Annotated in this window: 21 protein-coding genes; 17 read left to right on the forward strand and 4 right to left on the reverse strand. The window is 38.9% G+C overall.

Annotation, left to right across the window (positions count from 1 at the left end; genetic code table 11):
• Positions 1-44: 44 nt before the first annotated feature.
• The 8 genes from F3059_RS06575 to F3059_RS06610 all read left to right on the forward strand — a co-directional run bounded on the left by F3059_RS06575 (position 45) and on the right by F3059_RS06610 (position 6700).
• Positions 45-1961 (forward strand): peptide MFS transporter, encoded by a 1917-nt coding sequence (locus F3059_RS06575; protein ID WP_151167453.1) that lies wholly within the window; start codon positions 45-47, stop codon positions 1959-1961.
• Between the two features lie 12 nt (positions 1962-1973).
• Positions 1974-3599: a peptide MFS transporter gene (locus F3059_RS06580; RefSeq protein WP_151167455.1), complete on the forward strand. Its 1626-nt coding sequence runs from the start codon at positions 1974-1976 to the stop codon at positions 3597-3599.
• 162 nt (positions 3600-3761) lie between these two features.
• Entirely contained in the window at positions 3762-4295 is a 534-nt protein-coding gene (locus F3059_RS06585; protein WP_170265089.1) for a thioredoxin family protein, read from the forward strand.
• Positions 4295-4870, forward strand: coding sequence for a thioredoxin family protein (locus F3059_RS06590; protein WP_151167459.1), 576 nt, complete (start codon positions 4295-4297; stop codon positions 4868-4870). The genes F3059_RS06585 and F3059_RS06590 overlap by 1 nt, the downstream gene beginning before the upstream one ends.
• The gene (locus F3059_RS06595; RefSeq protein ID WP_151167461.1) at positions 4871-5302 is read left to right on the forward strand and encodes a DUF1801 domain-containing protein; all 432 of its coding nucleotides are present in this window, start codon (positions 4871-4873) and stop codon (positions 5300-5302) included.
• A 24-nt stretch (positions 5303-5326) separates the two neighbouring features.
• On the forward strand, positions 5327-5842 hold the full coding sequence (locus tag F3059_RS06600; protein WP_151167463.1) for a hypothetical protein: 516 nt from the start codon (positions 5327-5329) through the stop codon (positions 5840-5842).
• Positions 5843-5892: 50 nt separating this feature from the next.
• Positions 5893-6309 carry a hypothetical protein gene (locus F3059_RS06605; RefSeq protein WP_151167465.1) on the forward strand — a complete coding sequence of 139 codons (417 nt, stop codon included), beginning with the start codon at positions 5893-5895 and terminating at the stop codon, positions 6307-6309.
• Between the two features lie 10 nt (positions 6310-6319).
• Entirely contained in the window at positions 6320-6700 is a 381-nt protein-coding gene (locus F3059_RS06610) for a hypothetical protein (protein ID WP_151167467.1), read from the forward strand.
• Between the two features lie 4 nt (positions 6701-6704).
• Here F3059_RS06610 and F3059_RS06615 read toward each other — a convergent pair whose 3' ends face one another.
• Positions 6705-7337 carry an MORN repeat-containing protein gene (locus F3059_RS06615; RefSeq protein ID WP_151167469.1) on the reverse strand — a complete coding sequence of 211 codons (633 nt, stop codon included), beginning with the start codon at positions 7335-7337 and terminating at the stop codon, positions 6705-6707.
• Positions 7338-7384: 47 nt separating this feature from the next.
• Between F3059_RS06615 and F3059_RS06620 the strand changes: the two genes are divergently transcribed.
• From F3059_RS06620 to F3059_RS06640, 5 genes are all read left to right on the forward strand, one after another.
• Positions 7385-8158: a hypothetical protein gene (locus F3059_RS06620; RefSeq protein WP_151167471.1), complete on the forward strand. Its 774-nt coding sequence runs from the start codon at positions 7385-7387 to the stop codon at positions 8156-8158.
• Between the two features lie 37 nt (positions 8159-8195).
• Positions 8196-9149, forward strand: coding sequence for an alpha/beta hydrolase (locus F3059_RS06625; RefSeq protein ID WP_151167473.1), 954 nt, complete (start codon positions 8196-8198; stop codon positions 9147-9149).
• A gap of 33 nt (positions 9150-9182) precedes the next feature.
• The gene (locus tag F3059_RS06630) at positions 9183-9773 is read left to right on the forward strand and encodes a hypothetical protein (RefSeq protein ID WP_151167475.1); all 591 of its coding nucleotides are present in this window, start codon (positions 9183-9185) and stop codon (positions 9771-9773) included.
• Positions 9774-10151: 378 nt separating this feature from the next.
• A complete protein-coding gene (locus F3059_RS06635; protein WP_151167477.1) occupies positions 10152-10601 on the forward strand; it encodes a hypothetical protein in 450 nt (149 codons plus the stop codon).
• 61 nt (positions 10602-10662) lie between these two features.
• On the forward strand, positions 10663-11943 hold the full coding sequence (locus tag F3059_RS06640; RefSeq protein ID WP_223274558.1) for a serine hydrolase: 1281 nt from the start codon (positions 10663-10665) through the stop codon (positions 11941-11943).
• 16 nt (positions 11944-11959) lie between these two features.
• Here F3059_RS06640 and F3059_RS06645 read toward each other — a convergent pair whose 3' ends face one another.
• Positions 11960-13036, reverse strand: a complete 1077-nt coding sequence (locus tag F3059_RS06645) for a fatty acid desaturase family protein (protein ID WP_151167479.1) — start codon at positions 13034-13036, stop codon at positions 11960-11962.
• 194 nt (positions 13037-13230) lie between these two features.
• On the opposite strand from F3059_RS06645, the gene F3059_RS06650 reads away from it, so the two are divergent.
• Both F3059_RS06650 and nth read left to right on the forward strand, forming a co-directional pair.
• The gene (locus F3059_RS06650; protein ID WP_151167481.1) at positions 13231-13848 is read left to right on the forward strand and encodes a DUF4412 domain-containing protein; all 618 of its coding nucleotides are present in this window, start codon (positions 13231-13233) and stop codon (positions 13846-13848) included.
• 10 nt (positions 13849-13858) lie between these two features.
• On the forward strand, positions 13859-14509 hold the full coding sequence (gene nth, locus F3059_RS06655) for an endonuclease III (RefSeq protein ID WP_151167484.1): 651 nt from the start codon (positions 13859-13861) through the stop codon (positions 14507-14509).
• On the opposite strand, the gene F3059_RS06660 is transcribed toward nth, so the two are convergent.
• A complete protein-coding gene (locus F3059_RS06660; protein WP_151167486.1) occupies positions 14500-15429 on the reverse strand; it encodes a diacylglycerol/lipid kinase family protein in 930 nt (309 codons plus the stop codon). The genes nth and F3059_RS06660 overlap by 10 nt on opposite strands.
• A gap of 30 nt (positions 15430-15459) precedes the next feature.
• On the opposite strand from F3059_RS06660, the gene F3059_RS06665 reads away from it, so the two are divergent.
• Positions 15460-16365: a phosphatase domain-containing protein gene (locus tag F3059_RS06665; protein ID WP_170265093.1), complete on the forward strand. Its 906-nt coding sequence runs from the start codon at positions 15460-15462 to the stop codon at positions 16363-16365.
• A gap of 84 nt (positions 16366-16449) precedes the next feature.
• Here F3059_RS06665 and F3059_RS06670 read toward each other — a convergent pair whose 3' ends face one another.
• The gene (locus F3059_RS06670) at positions 16450-17055 is read right to left on the reverse strand and encodes a superoxide dismutase (RefSeq protein ID WP_151167490.1); all 606 of its coding nucleotides are present in this window, start codon (positions 17053-17055) and stop codon (positions 16450-16452) included.
• 539 nt (positions 17056-17594) lie between these two features.
• Here F3059_RS06670 and F3059_RS06675 point away from each other — a divergent pair.
• Positions 17595-18347, forward strand: a complete 753-nt coding sequence (locus F3059_RS06675; protein WP_151167492.1) for a methyltransferase family protein — start codon at positions 17595-17597, stop codon at positions 18345-18347.
• The last annotated feature ends 9 nt before the right edge of the window (positions 18348-18356 follow it).

Genomic DNA, 18356 nt, shown 5'->3' on the forward strand with positions numbered 1-18356 from the left:
GTCATTTTTGAAACAATTCACAAACCAAGGTAATAACAATTCTAATGAACGAAGGAGCACACAAGATAGAACGCAAAGAGCTTTTTGGCCATCCAATGGGACTTTACATTCTCTTTTTCACAGAGTTGTGGGAAAGATTCTCCTACTACGGGATGCGTGCCATTTTGGTACTTTACATTTATACTTCTGCAACTGATCAAAACCCAGGTTTAGGTTGGGAAAAAGCAGATGCACTTGCTCTTTACGGTTGGTACACCATGTTGGTTTATGTAATGTCCATTCCGGGTGGTATTATCGCTGATAAGTGGATCGGACAAAAGAAAACAGTGCTCTACGGTGGACTCCTACTCTGTGCCGGTCACGGAATTTTGGCTGTTGAACAAATGTGGGCGTTCTATACGGGCCTCATCCTCATTATACTTGGTGTTGGCGGATTAAAACCAAATATCTCTACCATGGTTGGCGGACTCTACGGCCAGGGTGACGAGCGAAGAGACAAAGGTTTTACTATTTTCTACATCGGGATTAACATAGGAGCGCTCGCTTCATCACTTCTCGTTGGTTACATCGGTGAAACAATTGGCTGGCACTACGGCTTTGGATTAGCCGGAATCGGTATGGCACTGGGACAAATTGTATTCATGGCAGGGCAAAAATACCTCGAAGGAATTGGTGAAAAACCGGAATCTGTTATCAAAACCAATGAAGCCGGAGAAGAAGAAAAGCCGAGCAATATGCTCAAGCAAATCTTTGAACATCCACTATCTCGTTACGTAACTCTCGCTATTATCGGTTTGGGTGTTTACCTGATTGCTGTTGAAGGTGTTATAGGATACGGAATCCTGACTATCGCATTGAGTTTTGGTATTGGTGTTATCATGGTTATTTACCAGGATATCAATCAGATTGAACGTGACCGAATGACGGTTATACTCATCTCCTTCCTCATCGTAATTGTCTTTTGGGGAGCATTTGAGCAGGCCGGTGGTCTCATGAACATTTACACAAAAGAAAAGATCAACCGTGTAGTTCTCGGATATGAAATTCCGGCATCGGCATTTCAGGCTGTGAACGCTGCGTTTATTATCCTATTCGGAACCGCGGTAGCAAACTTTTGGGTTTGGTGGAAACACAAAGGCAAAGAGTCCTCATCTATTCTCAAAATGTCGATGGGTACGATCATCATGGGGATCGGCTTTATTTTCATGGCAATTGCTTCACAACAAGCCGGAACTGAAGTTGGCGCTAAGGGAATGTTGATTTTCCTTATCCTCGCCTACCTTTTCCACACACTTGGTGAACTTTCTGCCTCTCCAGTAGCACTATCGTTTATCACGAAATTGGCTCCCGCAAAATACGTGTCCATTATGATGGGCTTCTACTTCGCTGCAACCGGGCTAGGAAACAAGCTGGCCGGAGCTATTGGAGAATCTGCTCAGGCTGAACCGATCAAAGTTGAGGTGAAAGCTGAAAAAGATCAACTCACTCAGTTTGTGGCTGACACAATGATCGAGAAAGGTCATAACTTCGAACTTCACGGGGATCTGACCATTGTTAATCAAAACCAAATTCAGGTCAACAAAGACGGTCAGAACCTGAGCGAATTTATCGTTCTCGATGAGGAAAACATCGAAACAATTAGGACTCGCGTCAATGAATCTGATGAAAAGGATCTGACTGCCATTATCAAATTCGAGCAGGACGAAGACAAGAAAGAAGAAGTTGACGAACCGATTAAAGCTTACAAGGCTGAAGTCCAAATATTCGAACTCGAGAACAAGAGAGAATTCAAAACCTTCCTGATGATATTTGTCTTCACAGCAGGATTTGGCATTCTATTGATTATGTTCCTCAAGAAACTCAAGAAACTCACTCACGGAGCTGAAGAGACTCGTAAAGGCTCAGCTCACGAAGAGCAGGAAGGCTTTGAGGTTGCTGATAAGGAAGATGACGACAAATAAAAATCAGATCGTATGGATTTGACTTATTGGATCATGATATTTGGCTGGGTATTCGTTTTAATATGGATACCCGCCATTATTTATTCCAATAAGAACACACATCCAAAAGCACTGTTCATCCTCTTTTTTGCCGAGATGTGGGAACGTTTTTCCTACTACGGCATGCGCGCCCTGCTCACGCTCTACATGGTGCAGGTGTTGTTCGCTGAATTGTCACAGTCTGCAGCTGATACAAAAGCGCTGGGAATTTACGGCTCTTACACCGCTATGGTGTACCTGTTTCCCGTAATTGGAGGTATTGTTGCCGATAAGATCTACGGCTTTCGAAAAGCGATTATTCTGGGCGGAATACTCATGATCTTTGGTCACTTTTCGCTCGCTCTTGAAGGCATGTTCTTCGAGGGAAACATGATGCTCTTCTTTCTTTCGCTCGCTTTGATCATCGTGGGTAACGGACTCTTCAAACCCAATGTATCTTCCTTTTTAGGGAAATTCTACACAGCAAATGATTCGCGCAAAGATGGGGGGTTTACGATCTTTTACATGGGAGTAAACATCGGGGCGTTTTTATCGATTTTAACCTGTGGATATGTCGGTCAAACGATAAGCTGGCATTACGGATTCGGACTTGCGGGAATAGGCATGTTCCTGGGTTTACTCGTTTTTGTGATTTTTGGTCAGAACGCCTTTGGCAATAAGGGAATCCTCCCGAGCACGATAAGCAACGCAGATGATGAGGACGAGGGCTCTGAAAGTGAAACTTCTCCTACTCCAACAACACTTCCTCAAAAAATCAAGACACAGCAAATGCTCACTACAATTGCGACAATAGCTGTTGTGCCAATTTGTGCGTTTATGCTGGGCTACAGCGAAGCCATGACTTATATTTTGATCTTTTTGAGTCTGGGGATTTTAGGTGTTCTCATTGTGCAGTCATTTGCAATGGAGAGCAAAGTTGCCGGGCAAAGACTTTTGGTTGTCGTGGTACTTTTCGTTTTTCACGCAATGTTTTGGGCACTTTTTGAGCAGGCTGGCGGATCGATCACATTGTTCACTGAGCGGAATGTTGACCGAGTGGTTTTTGGATCTGAAATACCTGCTTCGATTTTCCAATTTTTCAACTCTCTTTTCATTATTCTACTCGCTCCGGTTTTTAGCTGGATGTGGGGAAAAATGAGTAAAAAAGGAGCCGAACCATCAACACCAATGAAATTTGTTTTGGGATTGAGTCAGCTCGCTTTGGGATTCGCAGTACTTGTCCTGGGAGCCAAATTCTTTGCCGATGATGGCCTCATGCCAGTTTTATTTTTGGTAATCATGTACCTTTTCCACACAACCGGAGAATTGAGTATTTCGCCCGTTGGCTTGTCGATGATCACTAAATTGTCTCCGGCTAAAGCAGTAGGGTTTGTAATGGGCGCCTGGTTCCTTTCGATGGCGCTGGCCAATAAAATGGCCGGACTCATTGGAGAGCTGACAGCAAGTGAAGATACTGATAAGGAAATGAGCATAATGGAAAGCCTGGCTGTTTACACAGACACTTATTTGATTTGGGGTGTTTTTGTAGTGGCAGCCTCTGCTATTTTACTCGTCTTGTTAGTGCCTCAGCTTAGAAAATGGATGAACGGAATCCACTAAAAGCGCTGTTAATTTGGAGTTAATCGAAGTATTAACAGGCAATCATCCTTTATTTCTCCGTTGTTAATCATAAATTTGAGGTTATGAAACGAGTCATTTTCATTTCAAGGAATGATCAAACATGACGAGTTCCACATGACCCTGAAAACAAAACATGAACACATGAAAGCAAAAATATTTTCACTTCTATTCGTTTTAGCGAGCTCTGTTTCAATGGCACAGGTAAATTGGATGTCATTTGAAGAAGTCAAAAAAGCCATGAAAGAAGAGCCCCGTAAAGTTATTGTAGATGTTTACACCAAATGGTGTGGACCATGTAAAATGATGGAAGCTCGCACTTTTAGCAACCCGCAAATTGCTTCTTACATCAATAAAAACTTTTATGCTGTCAAGTTCAATGCTGAAGGTCCTGAACCAGTAAATATCCTCGGTAAGACATTTGAAAATCCCAATTACGATCCCAACAAACGCGGCAGAAATGGTACTCATCAACTCACCAGAGCAATTGCCAATGTAAACGGCAGAATTGCATATCCTACTGTTGTGTATATGGATAAGGATTTTAACATAATTACACCCGTTCAGGGTTTTATGCGTCCAAAGCAAATAGAGCCTATTTTGCACTTTGTCGTAGATGAAGCATATAAAGACCAAAAATGGGAAGCTTATCAGGAATCATTTGAATCTAAACTGTAATGAATAAAGCACTTACTACACTCACAACTCTATTGTTTTTTACCGTTTTCGGTTTCGGTCAGAGCCAAATAAACTGGCTAACCTGGGAGGAAGCCTCTAAAAAGATGGAGGAAGAGCCCAAAAAGATCTTCATCGACCTCTACACCGATTGGTGCGGATGGTGTAAAAAAATGGATCAAACCACTTTTAAAGATCCTGAGATCATCAAAGCGATGAACGAAAACTTTTACGCAGTTAAGTTCGATGCCGAACGAAAAGATACTGTCATTTTTGACGGATACACTTTCGTGAACCCAAAGCCGAACGGAAAGCGGAGTACGCATATGTTTGCCGCTTCATTGCTCAACAACCAACTCTCCTACCCTTCTTTTGTCGTCTTAGACAAGAACTTCAACAGATTACACATCATAAAAGGCTACAAGCGTGTAGATCCGATGAAAGGCTTGCTCTACTTTTTTGGAACCGATCAACACAGATCTTACCAGAACTACGTAGTGCAACAAATACAACAACGCCAACAACAAGCTCAACAGCAGGCACAGCAAGAACAAAAAGGTGAAACGGAAGCTGAGTAAATGAAAGCTCTTTCTATAACCACTAGCCCAAAAGTTGACACAGTCTTTTCTAACTATCCCGATTCTGTTCGTGACAAAATGTTATTTCTGAGAAAGCTGATTATAGACACAGCATCAGAAAACGAAGATATTGACGAGATCGAAGAAACACTCAAATGGGGCGAACCCAGCTTTGTGACAAAGCATGGTAGCACCTTACGAATGGACTGGAAACAAAAATCACCTGAACAATATGCCCTCTACTTTCAATGTACGACCAGACTCGTAGAAACATTCAAAATGGTTTTTGGGAAAAATTTCCAATACGATGGCAAACGAGCTATTATCTTTCAACTCGAAGATGAACTTCCTGTAGAAGAATTAAAACAATGCATCAACGCGACACTCACTTACCATAAAGTGAAGTGTTTGCCTGCTCTGGGAATAAGATAAGAAGTGTTATATATTGTGTAGATCATGAAGGATATTCATCTAATTCTACCTATTAAAAGGACTCCTCTCAGAACCTTATTCATTTTACTGGTTATGATCCTGCAATGTATATATCCTTATTATTTCATAACAGATGTTTATTCAAGAGCTTCAAATCATCCAATAATAATTCAAGTATTGTCCTTTATTTTTGCTTTAGCTTTTTTCTTAATGGCTATATACGTTTTCATACTTCTTCTCTATTATTTTTTTGGGAAAGAAGAAATATACTTTTCTAAAGAGCAATCATTTATCAAAAGGACACTCTTTAATCTTGGTGTAACAAAACAGTTAGGAAACCTTGAATTGATCACTCTTGACCTAAATGACTGGAGATCGGATACCTCACATTCATTAGTGCAGTATACAGTTATGTTAGGTAAATTTAAGGTTGGTACTAAAACGAATAAGTATTATATTGGCGGTGTATTGAGTGAATATGAGGCTAAGAAATTGATAGAAAAGTTTAATCAAATTAAAAAATCTGCCTCATATTTTTAAATATTATTAGCACATTCCTGACTTAACGATTTAACATTTGCATTAAATTTATGGGGAACCTTGAAAAGCATATTCGTTCAAGCTCAAAAGAGGTTCACTATCGCTTTGATTATAGAAAAGCTAAAGATCAGTTTGACTTATCTTCGATTAGGTTTCACAAAACTAACTACTCAAGTAATGGCTTCACGAATACCAGTTTAGCTGACATCCCTTACAAATTCAAACATTCCAGCTTGCCTAAGCTTCACACGTTTGAAGTAAACGGATATAAAAAAAAACTGCTATACAAGTTAGCTCAGGAACAGGAAGTAGAAAAAATTAATATTAGTGATATTTCGCAGGGAAACACTTTTTCAGAAAAAGTAATAAATATTCAATCGGAACAGGAGAATAAGATTTATCTCATAGTTTTATTACTGATTATTCTTGGATTAATATTCCTTGTCACACTTAACTTCCTGATTTAATAATGTCAATATGAACAAAGTCAGTATTCAAAGAAAAGCAATTACACTTCTTTTAAATGCAGCTACAATAATCACTCTCATCTACCTTCAAAATCAACGATATGCAAATATCGCAAATTTAAAATTCGATGGGCCTCATGATGATGTTCTAAAGCAAGTTGGATTTATGCAGGCTGGCGGTAATGATATTAATTGGATAATCTGCACTGCTCTCATCCTGTTAGTCTTCAACATGATAATCTATAGAAAATGGATAAAAGCAAAACATTGGATATTTGAGCCTTTTATTATTTTGATAATTACATTAATAATGTCAGTTGCTTATCACTCTAATCGAATGTCAGAAATCAGTAAAGACTTAAAGGAAAATCATAATTCGGTCAATTATTGAATAATTAGTCTAAACTCTTATTCAGGCCTGCTTTATCAATCAACAAAAACTCAAATTCCTGTCCGTCTTTGAATTTCCCGCGTTTAAAGACTCCAATTTGTGTGGTTGAATCAGCTAAATTCTGTCTGATGCCGTATCCATGTAATTCTTTGTCACGAAATGATCCGGCTTCGTAGAGCTGATTCTGTAAGAAGTGAACGCCACTTACAAATTCGTCTTCTACAAACTTCCCGCGGTAATACTCAGATTGTTTGGCATTTGTTCTTACGCCCTCCCCGTGAAAGTTTCCGGCTTTCATTTCGCCTTTGTAAACGTCTCCGCTAGCGAGGTGATACTCACCAACTCCATCTGGTTGACTGAAAGCAAAGTCGCCTCGATACCAACTGCTATCGGCAAAAGTGATTTTCCCCTTTCCGTGGGCCATGTCATTTTTGAAATCGCCCTCGTAAACGAGGTTTTCTTTGATCATTTTTCCGCTCACCTTTTCGCCATCCTTGAATTGTCCTTCAAAAATGTACCCGCATTCGCATTTCAATTTGCCGTAGCCGTTTTCACAGTTTCCGCTAAGACACTCGTCCTGTGCGGTGACATGGATCTGACCGAAAAACAAGAGCAACAGAAGAATTTGCCATTTCATGGGCAAAAGTTAAGAATAACATCCCAAAATTTGCATTACTTTGAACCATGGATGTAAGGCAAATACTTTTGGATACTGAATCCACGCTGCGTGATTTTGTTTCCATGATTATGGAACAACAGCACGGTGAGGACTGGATCCACAACAGCGGTTTATCGAGTGAACGCATCAGGTTGTTGGAGGAAGAAAAAGATGCGAATGATGAGCGAAAAATCTCTATCCAGGATGAAAACAGGCTCATCAATAATACCAATATCATTGATCTTAAAACGATTATTTCAAAAAACTGGAAGGGTGATTTTGAAGTGGCGTTTGGCGATTGGGATACGCTCAGCATTTATCTCTCTACCCTTTATCGCTACTACGACACTGATAGTCATCAACGAGCCTTACTCACTCATCAAAAGCACTTGATCCTGGGAATCTCCGGTTTTATCAGAAACCGCATTGTGGTGTACCGCAGCTGGAAAGACGGAAACAAAAAAGGCTTTCCTAAGATTGAAAGTGTGCGCGACAACCTGGGCAATATTTGGGTACCGGGCAAACCGAAAAAAATCAAAACCGGACTCACGTTACATCCTGGAGATACGCTCGAATTTGTCATCACAGGAAAAGACCCAAAAGACCAGGATTTGAGTTATCGCATTTACCCGTCAAAATGGAGTACCAACAATGTGCAGCTCATTGAATTAACTGAAAAGCACATTGGGTCGCAAACAGTTTTTCATATAGGTATTCGCGGTCCGCAAAAACATCACGCCTATCCTCTGGGGCACGATGATCGTGTAACTTTTGAATACGAAGTGTTACCCAACGACTAAAAATGTCGTAAATTTGATTGTTACGCCTTCTTGAAAGATGATGGAATTTGAAGATTTTTCGACCCGTGACATAGAGTTAAAAGACGATTACGAGGGCCACGCAAAAGCCGTGTTGGTCCATTATACGCCATCGTCAAGTCACGAAAAAGCGGTCCTCTACGTACACGGCTTTGCCGATTACTATTTCCAAAAACACCTCGCCCATTTTTACCACGATGAGGGATATGCGTTTTATGCACTCGATTTGCGCAAACACGGCAGGTCCATTATGGATCACCAACGCCCCAACTTTGCACGTTCAGTTACAGAATATTACGAGGAACTTGGAAAAGCTGTAGAAATTATTCGGTCAGAGCACAATTTCCTCCTGCTCAACGGTCACTCCACTGGCGGACTCATTACTCCGCTGTTTGTGGCAGAGGATCCGAAAGGGAAACTGGTTGATGCACTTTTCCTGAACAGCCCATTCTTCGCTTTCCCATATCCCAACTGGATGAAGCGCTTGTTGCTTCCCGCCATTACTAACACCGGAAAGTTTTTCCCATACAAGCAATTGCCTGCTAAGTTCTCAAAATGTTATGGTCAGAGTATCAACAAAGCGCATCATGGCGAATGGGAGTACGACACCAGCCTAAAACCGATTGAAGGATTCAATGTGTATTTCGGCTGGGTTTACGCAGTTTATCGAGCACAAAAAAGATTGAGACGCGGCTTGCATCTCGAAATGCCGGCTTTGGTTATCCACAGCGATCACAGTATTTTCAAAATTTCAGGTTGGAGTAAAGATCTCCAGCAAGCAGATGCTGTATTGAATGTGAACGATATACGCAAGTATAGCGAGAGATTGGGAGAAAATGTAAAACGCGTTGAAATTGAAAACGCAATGCACGATGTATTTTTGAGTCCGCCCGATGTACGCCAAAAAGCCTTTGAAGAACTTCACCACTGGCTGCATGATTTAGAGGTTGACAGGGAGTGGAATGATGGTTGAAACAGCTCAGAAATAAATAAGATTATCAAATGGATGATTAAATCAGCTTTCTTTATTCTGCTCACATTGAGTCTATTTTCTTGTTCATCTAAAACTAATAGCACTCATCTTAAACCTGAAATAAAAGTATTATCAGACAGTACCATACTTTTCAATAAGAATCTTATCAAGCTCAACAGATTCGAGGAAAAGCTCAGTACATATGCTCGCATAAACGGAGATGTTAATCATGTCATAATAGAAGCTAAAAGAAATCAGGATATGAGTATCATTGAAGAAATGCAAAGGCTATTGGCTGCTGATTCTGTAAATACGATAACTTATGTACTCGAAGGAGACTCTTCAACTGTTTCATTAATAGATGCTTCTAATTTTACTACCATTAAACTTCACAAAGATGGTATCGTATCAGTTGATGGTCAAAAAGCGAAAAGAATTACCACAATCCAGAATTTGATTCAGCAAAGTATCAACAATAATAAAGATCAGGTTATTGAGCTATCAATTGATACCGGAGTTGGTTATGATATGTACATAGCAAAAAAGCACGAGCTTCAAACAGTAGTGAGTAGAATAGATTCTTCATTATATATTGAAGAAGAGTCTTTTCAATATTATAGATAGTCTATTATTTTAAGTTCAAGAAAAATCATGATTTTTAGATGGTAATTTGAATTGTGTAATAAACTTGTTAAGTTTATAATCAATTAACTAAAAAAGACATTAAGCCATCATTCTTCTTGATTCTGGGAATTTGCTTTCTTTTTTGCTTATATGGGTGTGAGAAAGAAAGTAAATCTGAGAATAACCTATCTTCTGGCATTAAAAACCTCAAGCTTTCTGGTTCTGACTGTGAAAGCTTTGTAAGGTTAATCAGTGGACCTCATTTTGAAGAATTCAATGATATCATTCAAACTAATGATGGAGGTTATGCTCTTTGTGGCTATACCAATACAGAGGCAGAAAGCGAAAAGGATATTCTCATAGTAAAAACTGATTAATATGGAAATTAAATGTCATCTTCAGAACCAAGTAAAAATTAAGCATCTAGTATTCTTGTTATCCTTTTTGATTTATTTGACTTCTTGTCAAAAAGATGAGAAAAAACCTAAAGCCATTGAAACTGTTGATTACAGAGATAAAATTGTAGGTGACTATGAGGGCATATACGTTTATAGTTCCTATGATGACAATAATGACACATTAAGTCATGATACAAATGATGTGGTAGTTACGCTAAAAAAGGAAGAACATGACTCGTTAGTTGTTGCAAAATTTGACCCCACACTTACTGGTTCTAAAAAGTCTTTTGAACTTACTTATAGAAATGGAAAGTTGATTTCAGATATAGAATACCATCCTCCGTCTTTTAGGTTTTCGGGTGATAGTTTGTATTTCTATTATCATCCCGTATCAGGTCCCATATTTCACAGGTGCTATACTATAAAATAGTACTTTAGCTCTGATTACGAACTTTACCAATCAGATGAAAACTAAAACTATACAAGTCTTATTGGCACTATTATTGGCTTCCCAATATATTTACGCACAAACTTACTTCCCTCCAGCTAATTCAAATGAATGGGAAACAACTGATCCATCTAGTTTAAATTGGTGTCAAAATGAAATCGATAGTCTGTACGCTTTTTTGAACATCAATAACACCAAAGCATTCATTTTACTTAAAGATGGCAAAATCGTACTGGAACATTATGCCAATGGACATTCTGCCACATCGAACTGGTATTGGGCTTCTGCAGGTAAAACGATTACAGCATTTATGATCGGTATTGCCCAACAAGAAGGTTACTTATCAATTTCTGATACTACCTCAACACATCTGGGACAGGGATGGACAAGTTGCACACCTCAACAGGAAGAGAAGATTACAATTTGGAATCAGCTAACGATGACAACTGGATTAGATGATAATGTATCAGATCCATTTTGTACAGAAGATAGTTGTTTACAATATCTATCAGAACCGGGAACCAGATGGGCTTACCATAATGCTCCATACACACTCTTAGCAGATGTATTAGAAAGTGCAACCGGTACTGGATTTAATATTTATATCAACCAAAAACTTAAAAACCCTATTGGCATGGATGGTCTATTTATCAATCAGGGTTACAACAAGGTTTATATAAGTACTGCAAGAAGTATGGCAAGGTTTGGTTTACTAGCATTAAACAATGGAAATTGGAACGGAAACCAAATCATGACTGACTCAAACTACTTCAACTCCATGGTAAACACTACTCAAAACCTGAATAAATCATACGGATACTTGTGGTGGCTTAATGGCAAAGAATCTTTCATGATACCTCAGTCTAAACAGGTTTTTCAAGGTAGTAAAAACCCTGATGCACCTGATGATATGTATTCTGCAATGGGACTTAACGGACAATTCATCAATGTAGTTCCTTCTGAAAATATGGTTTGGATCAGAATGGGTGAAGCACCTGATAATTCCCTAGTTCCATTCATTCTCAATAATGACATTTGGAAAAGAATCAATGATCTTGAATGCGAAGCCTTGAGTGTTGATGGAAAAAATCGACAGGAAGAATCATGGGAAATTTATCCAAATCCTACAAAGGATCGAATTTACGTCTCTTCAAATACTCAAAACACGAGTTTTAAGTATTCGATCTATGATGCAAAAGGCCTTCAAGTAAAAAATGGAGTCACAAAAGAAAGCATCAATCTTTCACAATTGAATGATGGACTCTATTTTATAAAACTTCACAACAACCTAAAAAGCAGCACTTTTAGAGTCATCAAAGAATAAATTAAGACTAATAAAATCACCCCTTCCCCATTTTCTTCAAGTGAAGAAAGTGGCTCTTAACAGCTGAAGCAAATGAAGGCTGATGATAATAAGGCAAATCCAACTCTTTGGTTGTTTCCTGAACAATATTAGAGATTGCAGGATAATGAATATGACAAACATTGGGAAATAAATGGTGCTCTACCTGATAATTGAGTCCGCCAACAAACCATGAAAAAACCGGTGCGTTAATCGCATAATTTGAAGTTGTTCTCAACTGATGCACGTACCAGTTTTCCTCTACTTCATTTTCGGGTAAATCGTAAAATTCAGCTTCAGGAGTAACATGAGCAGGCTGGAAAATAAGACTCAAAATCGTTCCGGTGGTCACGTGCATAGCCAGGTACATCAAGATGATGGTTCCGACCGAAACCGGTAAAAAATAAACAGGTAACCCAATGATCAGGGCCAAATACAGCAACTTTTTAATGATAATCGTTGCAAATACCTTTTGAAATTCAGCTCCTTTATTGATCAATCCTTTTTCGCGATACTGAAATAACTTGACAAAATCCTTGATATAAACCCAAAACACAGTTGATAGTGAATAAAAAAACATCGCATAAATGTGTTGGTATTTATGAAACCATCTCAATGGTTGGTGCTCAGAAAAACGCAATACAAAACGCGGATCAATATCTTCATCTGCCTCTTCAATATTTGTAAAAGAGTGGTGCAATACATTGTGCTGGAGATGCCAAATCAGCGGACTCATACCAATAATAAATGTTGAAAAACCCATGAGTTTATTCATCCACGAGTTTTTGGAGTAAGAACCGTGAAGAGAGTCGTGCATCACTAACATGCCGATGAACGCTGTTCCTACTCCCATCAAAACCCACATTGAAAATAAAAACACCAAATCGTAAATTCCGCTCGTGAGCATAACCACAAACGGAACGATATAAAATGACAGGGCAAATACTGACTTAACAGCCATATTCGTGTTGCCATTTCTACTGAGTTCGTTTTCTTTAAAATAATTATTGACGCGCTTGCGAAGCGTTTTTGAAAAGTCGCGATTTACCTTCCTCGAGAACCTGTAGTTAATCATGTGTTCCTCTGGCTTTCCTTATAATTTTTAATTAAAGGCCTTCTTTCTCCAACTTCAAAACTATACTTATCATTTTTATTGACAAGTAATTGGAGCTTATTATGCTCAAATAGTTATCATAAACGCTCTGTGGAAAAAGCAAGTTACTAAAAGCATTTAATGGCATTTTAGTACCTTCGTTTAAAACAAACGACATGAAAAATATAGTGTTATCTCTTTTCGCAATTTTTTTTACTGGAGTTGCCATTTCTCAAACTTTTGAAGGTGTTATCGAGTTTAAAATCGAAGCTCCTGGTGAGAGTGAGTCTGTACAGTCAATGATGCCCAAAAAATCTGTTTCTTACATAAAAGGAAAAATGGTAAGGACCGTGATAACCTCTCCAATGGCTGGAGAAATGGTGACAATTGTAGATGGTGAAAAAGGCAAAACTTATCAGCTACTTGACATCATGGGCTCCAAAAAATGTATTGTAGTAAACACTGAAGAAAACAACCAGGATTATCAAATAAACTACCTTGACGAAACAAAAGAAATTGTGGGTTACGAGTGTAAGAAAGTAGAAATAATTCATGATGAAAATGTTGCTATTGCCTGGGTAACAGATAAAATTAAAGCAAACACTCAAAATCAACTCGGTAAAAAGCTCAAAGGGTTTCCTCTGTCCTACGAAATGAGTAATCAGGGAATGGAAATGATTTTAACTGCAGTTAAAGTTGAGAAAAAGAAAATAGATGATGATAACTTTGTAGTTCCATCAGAATATGAGAAAATTTCTATGGAAGAAGCTCAACAAATGATGCAAGGCCAATAAAACACTATTTGTGACAAAGAAAGAGAAAGCCCAATATATAGCTGAGGAACTGGAGAAGCTCTATCCTGAGACTCCTGTTCCGCTCCAACACCAAAATCCATATACTTTATTAATCGCTGTTTTATTATCTGCTCAATCGACTGATAAACGCGTAAACCAAACTACTCCTGCTCTATTCAAGCGGGCTGATAATCCCTTTGATATGGTGAAATTATCTCCTCAGGAAATTGAGGATATCATTCGACCTTGCGGATTAGCACCAGCCAAATCAAAAAACATTCACAAACTCTCTCAAATTCTGGTTGAGAAGTATAACGGTCAGATCCCCAAAACCCTCAAGGAACTAGAGGAACTTCCTGGAGTTGGTCACAAAACAGCATCGGTTGTTGTAGCACAGGCTTTTGGTGAACCGGCTTTTCCGGTCGATACACACATTCACAGGTTGATGTATCGCTGGGGATTATCAACCGGGAAAAACGTCAAAAAGACTGAGGAAGACGCAAAGCGATTATTTCCAAAAGACATTTGGAACAAGCTTCACTTACAAATCATCTTTTACGGTAGAGAGTATTCTCCGGCTCGCGGACTCAAACTAGAAAAGGACTTCATAACACGTGAAGTTGGAAGAAAGTCTGTTCTCAAAGAACACGGTTACGCCTGATCTTTAAATTCTTTGCTGCAATAGACCTCAACAACTGAAGGCAAAATACTCACATCAACTTTTGATACTGGTTTCTGCAACTCGCCATCTATCTGGAAAGATTGTGCAGGCTCTAATTCGATACTCGCCTTTTTGACGGATATAATTTCAACCTGATCAGCATCGTACTCCACATTTCCGGTTATAATTGAACCTGCCGATTTTAAGATCGACAATGCTGAAGCCTTTTTAATAACACACAACTCAACTGTTCCGTCACTAACATTTCCCCTGGGATTGATTATAGCTCCCGTACCAAACATACGAGCATTGGCTATACTCAACATGTAAGCTTCTCCGCTGTAGAGCCGGCCGTCATTGGTTCTGACCGAATAATTAAATGCTTTCCTGCTCGTGTATTTTTGAAAAAACTGATGAGCATATGTTGCAAAACCACGAGAATCAGACTCGTCAAATCCCCTCACGATTTCGGCATTTAACCCCACATCAGCCAAGTGAATACTGTATTTTCCATTGATACGAACCATATCAACTTTCACAGAATGACCATCTTCAATGATCTTCCAGGCCCTTTTAAAAGACTGTTGATCCAGAATGGGAATATTGGGCATCATTGAAGGCAAGTCGAGCTCTGCAGCCATTCCGTTTGCAGAGCCAAGAGGAAACAATCCTATTGGAATTTCTTTATTCTTAACTACCTCAGCTGCCATCAGTAATGTGCCGTCACCACCAGCCACGAGAAGCTTATCGGGCATCACAAAATCGACCTGCTCTTTGAGCTTTTCGTAGTCGTTATTCCCGGTTGTTTCAAAGATTTCTAAATCAAAACCCTTACTTTGCGCCTGCTCCTGCAAAAAATAAGTGAGCGATTTTTTATTAGAATCCCCAGAAACGGGATTGATGACAACCAAATAGATCATAGGCCAATATTAAAAACCGAACTTACAACATTGAATACGATTTTACTGCATAGAGGATTTGGATCAAAGAAAAAACTTTTCATCTGCGGTCACGCCTTCAAAAAATACCCTGTGCGCAGGCACGACCGCAAACGCAGTAAACTCCGTAATATCATCAACAACATCCGCAGGTTTGCACCCACTATTTTTAAAAATACTGAAATAACTGTTTCGGTCAGATCCAAAATATTCACGACACAAAGCGATGAATCAGGGTATTTCGAACTCGAAATTCCAATCGAACACGAACGTGAAGGTTGGCACTCCTATTCGGCTACTTTTTCCGGTTCTGATCGTGAATTTCATGGAGAATATTACATCGCGAAAGATAATGGAGTTGGCGTAATCAGTGATATTGACGATTCATTACTCGTTTCACACTCTGCTTACAACCTGAGGAAATTATACACACTGCTCGTCAACAATTCACACTCGCGAAGAGCTGTTTCAAACATCGGTGAGCTGGAAAGAATATGGCAACTGGAAAACAGAGGTAACACACCCAACTTTTTTGTCTATCTCTCAAACAGTGAATGGAATCTTTACGATTTCCTGATCGACTTTTTTGATGTCAATGAGCTGCCGCGAGGAGTTTACCTCCTCAACTCTATCATTACCCACTTCTCTGAGTTTTTCACCAAGCAGGGAAAGAAGCTGCACAATAACCATAAAGTAAAATCGATAGAAAGACTTATTAGCTACTTTCCTGAAAAACGCTGGCTCTTAGTTGGCGATACAGCACAACACGATGTCAATATTTTTGAGAGTGTGATCATAGCACACCCTAATGCTATACAGGCGATTATCGTGAGAGAAATCAAAGAAAAGCACGAACGCAAAACGGCTGATATCAAAAAACTATCAAACGAAAAGAATATTCGGTTCTACACGTATTAATCGTTTTTCTAAGACATTAAAAAAGCCGATTCTCAATAAGAACCGGCTCTATCATATCAACTATGAAACTTATAACCCGACAAATTATTTATTGTCGTTATAACGTTTGTTCACTTCGTCCCAGTTAATCACATTAAAGAATGCGTTGATGTAATCTGGACGTTTGTTTTGGTATTTGAGGTAATAAGCGTGCTCCCACACATCAAGACCTAAAATGGGTTCTCCATCACAGCCAGAGTTTGGCATAAGTGGATTATCTTGATTTGGTGTTGAGCAAATTTCTAATTTACCACCATTGTGAACACATAACCATGCCCAACCAGATCCAAAACGCGTAGCGGCTGCATTTGAAAACTCTTCTTTGAATTTGTCAAATGATCCAAATTGTTCGTTGATTGCGTTTGCAATATCTCCTGATGGTTCTCCACCACCGTTTGGAGACATCACTTCCCAAAACAATTTGTGATTCCAAAAACCGCCACCGTTGTTGCGAACGGCTGTGTTATCTACATGGTTTGCTAATAAGTCTTCGATACTTTTGTTTGCTAAATCACTACCTTCGATTGCTGCATTTAGTTTTTTCGTGTAACCAGCATGGTGCTTTGAATGGTGTATCTCCATTGTTTGAGCATCAATATGTGGTTCTAATGCATTGTAATCGTAAGGTAATTTTGGAAGTTCAAATGCCATAATATTTATATTTTATTGGTTGTTTAATTATTAACTCACCACAAACTTATATGTTCACAACTTATTTTAAAAGCGTTTCCCATAAATAAAGGTTATAGTTTGATTAATAAAAACCATTTTAAACGTAAACCCTGTTTTAAACTGCCTGATTCCTGTAACACTACAAACCTGAGTTCGATTATTATTTATAGATTCAAATATTCAAAGAAGCCATTAGACAAGGCTCTTTTGCGAAAATTTAGCGGGCTAAATTGAGCAAAAGAAACGCAGTATTAGTGGCTTCTTTGGAAACCCCACATATAAACAGCCATTTTCTTCCTAAAAGCTCGTCAATATAGCCCGCTATACTTTCCTTGCTTTTAGTCGAAACTCACTATTTATATGTGGTTTGAATCCTAAACTATAAATCGAACTCAGGTTACAAAACACAGCGATTGAATTCCTAACTAATGAACAGGTTAAAAGTTTTTTGATTTTCTCTTACTCCAAATGAAAAAATACATAGTAGTTTTACAGCCTTTTTACAGATCTAATAAGCAATGGCATTACAGGAAGAATTCAAATCACAGGGAGATTTTCTATTTAAAAACAGAAGTTACATCCCATTGATCGTGCTGCTCGTAGCACTAATACAAATATACTTTCAGGCAAATAAAGGACTCGACTCGCATTGGCCTTTTAGTTATAACGGGCTAGAAATAACCGGTATCGTAGTAGCATTTATCGGTTTCTTCATTCGTGTGATCACGATTGGTCAGTCAGCAAAAAACACTTCAGGTCGAAATACTTCTGAAGGTCAGGTTGCAGATCACCTCAATACTTCAGGTATTTACTCAACTGTTCGTCATCCGCTTTACGTTGGTAACTTTTTCATGTGGTTAGGTCCGGCCTTAATGACTCAAAACCTCTGGTTTGTCCTGGCATTCATCCTTTTCTACTGGGTTTATTACGAAAGAATCATGTATGCTGAGGAACAATTCCTGAGAGGAAAATTCAAAGAAGCCTACCTCAACTGGTCAAAGGATGTTCCGGCATTTGTCCCAAAACTATCAGCCTACCGTTCAAGCGATCTCGACTTCACATGGAAAAAGGTGATCAAAAAAGAGAAAAATGGTTTTGCAGCTATCTTCATCGTATTTGCCGTTTTCAGAGCCGTACACGATTACGGAATTTACGGAAAAGCTACTTTTGAAGCGTGGATTTACACTGCTGCTATTGTTGGTGTCATCATTTACCTCATCATCAAATACACGCGTAAATTCACGCATTTATTTGATGAAGATGATCGCTAAACCTGTTTC

It is taken from the genome of Salibacter halophilus (genome assembly GCF_008806325.1).
GTDB lineage: Bacteria > Bacteroidota > Bacteroidia > Flavobacteriales_G > Salibacteraceae > Salibacter > Salibacter halophilus.

Coding starts and splice junctions, on each gene's coding strand:
- F3059_RS06615 (WP_151167469.1), bottom strand. CDS start 7,337: ATGAAATGGCAAATTCTTCTGTTGCTCTTGTTTTTCGGTCAGATCCAT.
- F3059_RS06610 (WP_151167467.1), top strand. CDS start 6,320: ATGAACAAAGTCAGTATTCAAAGAAAAGCAATTACACTTCTTTTAAAT.
- F3059_RS06660 (WP_151167486.1), bottom strand. CDS start 15,429: ATGATCTATTTGGTTGTCATCAATCCCGTTTCTGGGGATTCTAATAAA.
- F3059_RS06650 (WP_151167481.1), top strand. CDS start 13,231: ATGAAAAATATAGTGTTATCTCTTTTCGCAATTTTTTTTACTGGAGTT.
- F3059_RS06600 (WP_151167463.1), top strand. CDS start 5,327: ATGAAGGATATTCATCTAATTCTACCTATTAAAAGGACTCCTCTCAGA.
- F3059_RS06630 (WP_151167475.1), top strand. CDS start 9,183: ATGATTAAATCAGCTTTCTTTATTCTGCTCACATTGAGTCTATTTTCT.
- F3059_RS06585 (WP_170265089.1), top strand. CDS start 3,762: ATGAAAGCAAAAATATTTTCACTTCTATTCGTTTTAGCGAGCTCTGTT.
- F3059_RS06580 (WP_151167455.1), top strand. CDS start 1,974: ATGGATTTGACTTATTGGATCATGATATTTGGCTGGGTATTCGTTTTA.
- F3059_RS06625 (WP_151167473.1), top strand. CDS start 8,196: ATGATGGAATTTGAAGATTTTTCGACCCGTGACATAGAGTTAAAAGAC.
- F3059_RS06620 (WP_151167471.1), top strand. CDS start 7,385: ATGGATGTAAGGCAAATACTTTTGGATACTGAATCCACGCTGCGTGAT.
- F3059_RS06595 (WP_151167461.1), top strand. CDS start 4,871: ATGAAAGCTCTTTCTATAACCACTAGCCCAAAAGTTGACACAGTCTTT.
- F3059_RS06670 (WP_151167490.1), bottom strand. CDS start 17,055: ATGGCATTTGAACTTCCAAAATTACCTTACGATTACAATGCATTAGAA.
- F3059_RS06675 (WP_151167492.1), top strand. CDS start 17,595: ATGGCATTACAGGAAGAATTCAAATCACAGGGAGATTTTCTATTTAAA.
- F3059_RS06635 (WP_151167477.1), top strand. CDS start 10,152: ATGGAAATTAAATGTCATCTTCAGAACCAAGTAAAAATTAAGCATCTA.
- F3059_RS06575 (WP_151167453.1), top strand. CDS start 45: ATGAACGAAGGAGCACACAAGATAGAACGCAAAGAGCTTTTTGGCCAT.
- F3059_RS06645 (WP_151167479.1), bottom strand. CDS start 13,036: ATGATTAACTACAGGTTCTCGAGGAAGGTAAATCGCGACTTTTCAAAA.
- F3059_RS06605 (WP_151167465.1), top strand. CDS start 5,893: ATGGGGAACCTTGAAAAGCATATTCGTTCAAGCTCAAAAGAGGTTCAC.
- F3059_RS06590 (WP_151167459.1), top strand. CDS start 4,295: ATGAATAAAGCACTTACTACACTCACAACTCTATTGTTTTTTACCGTT.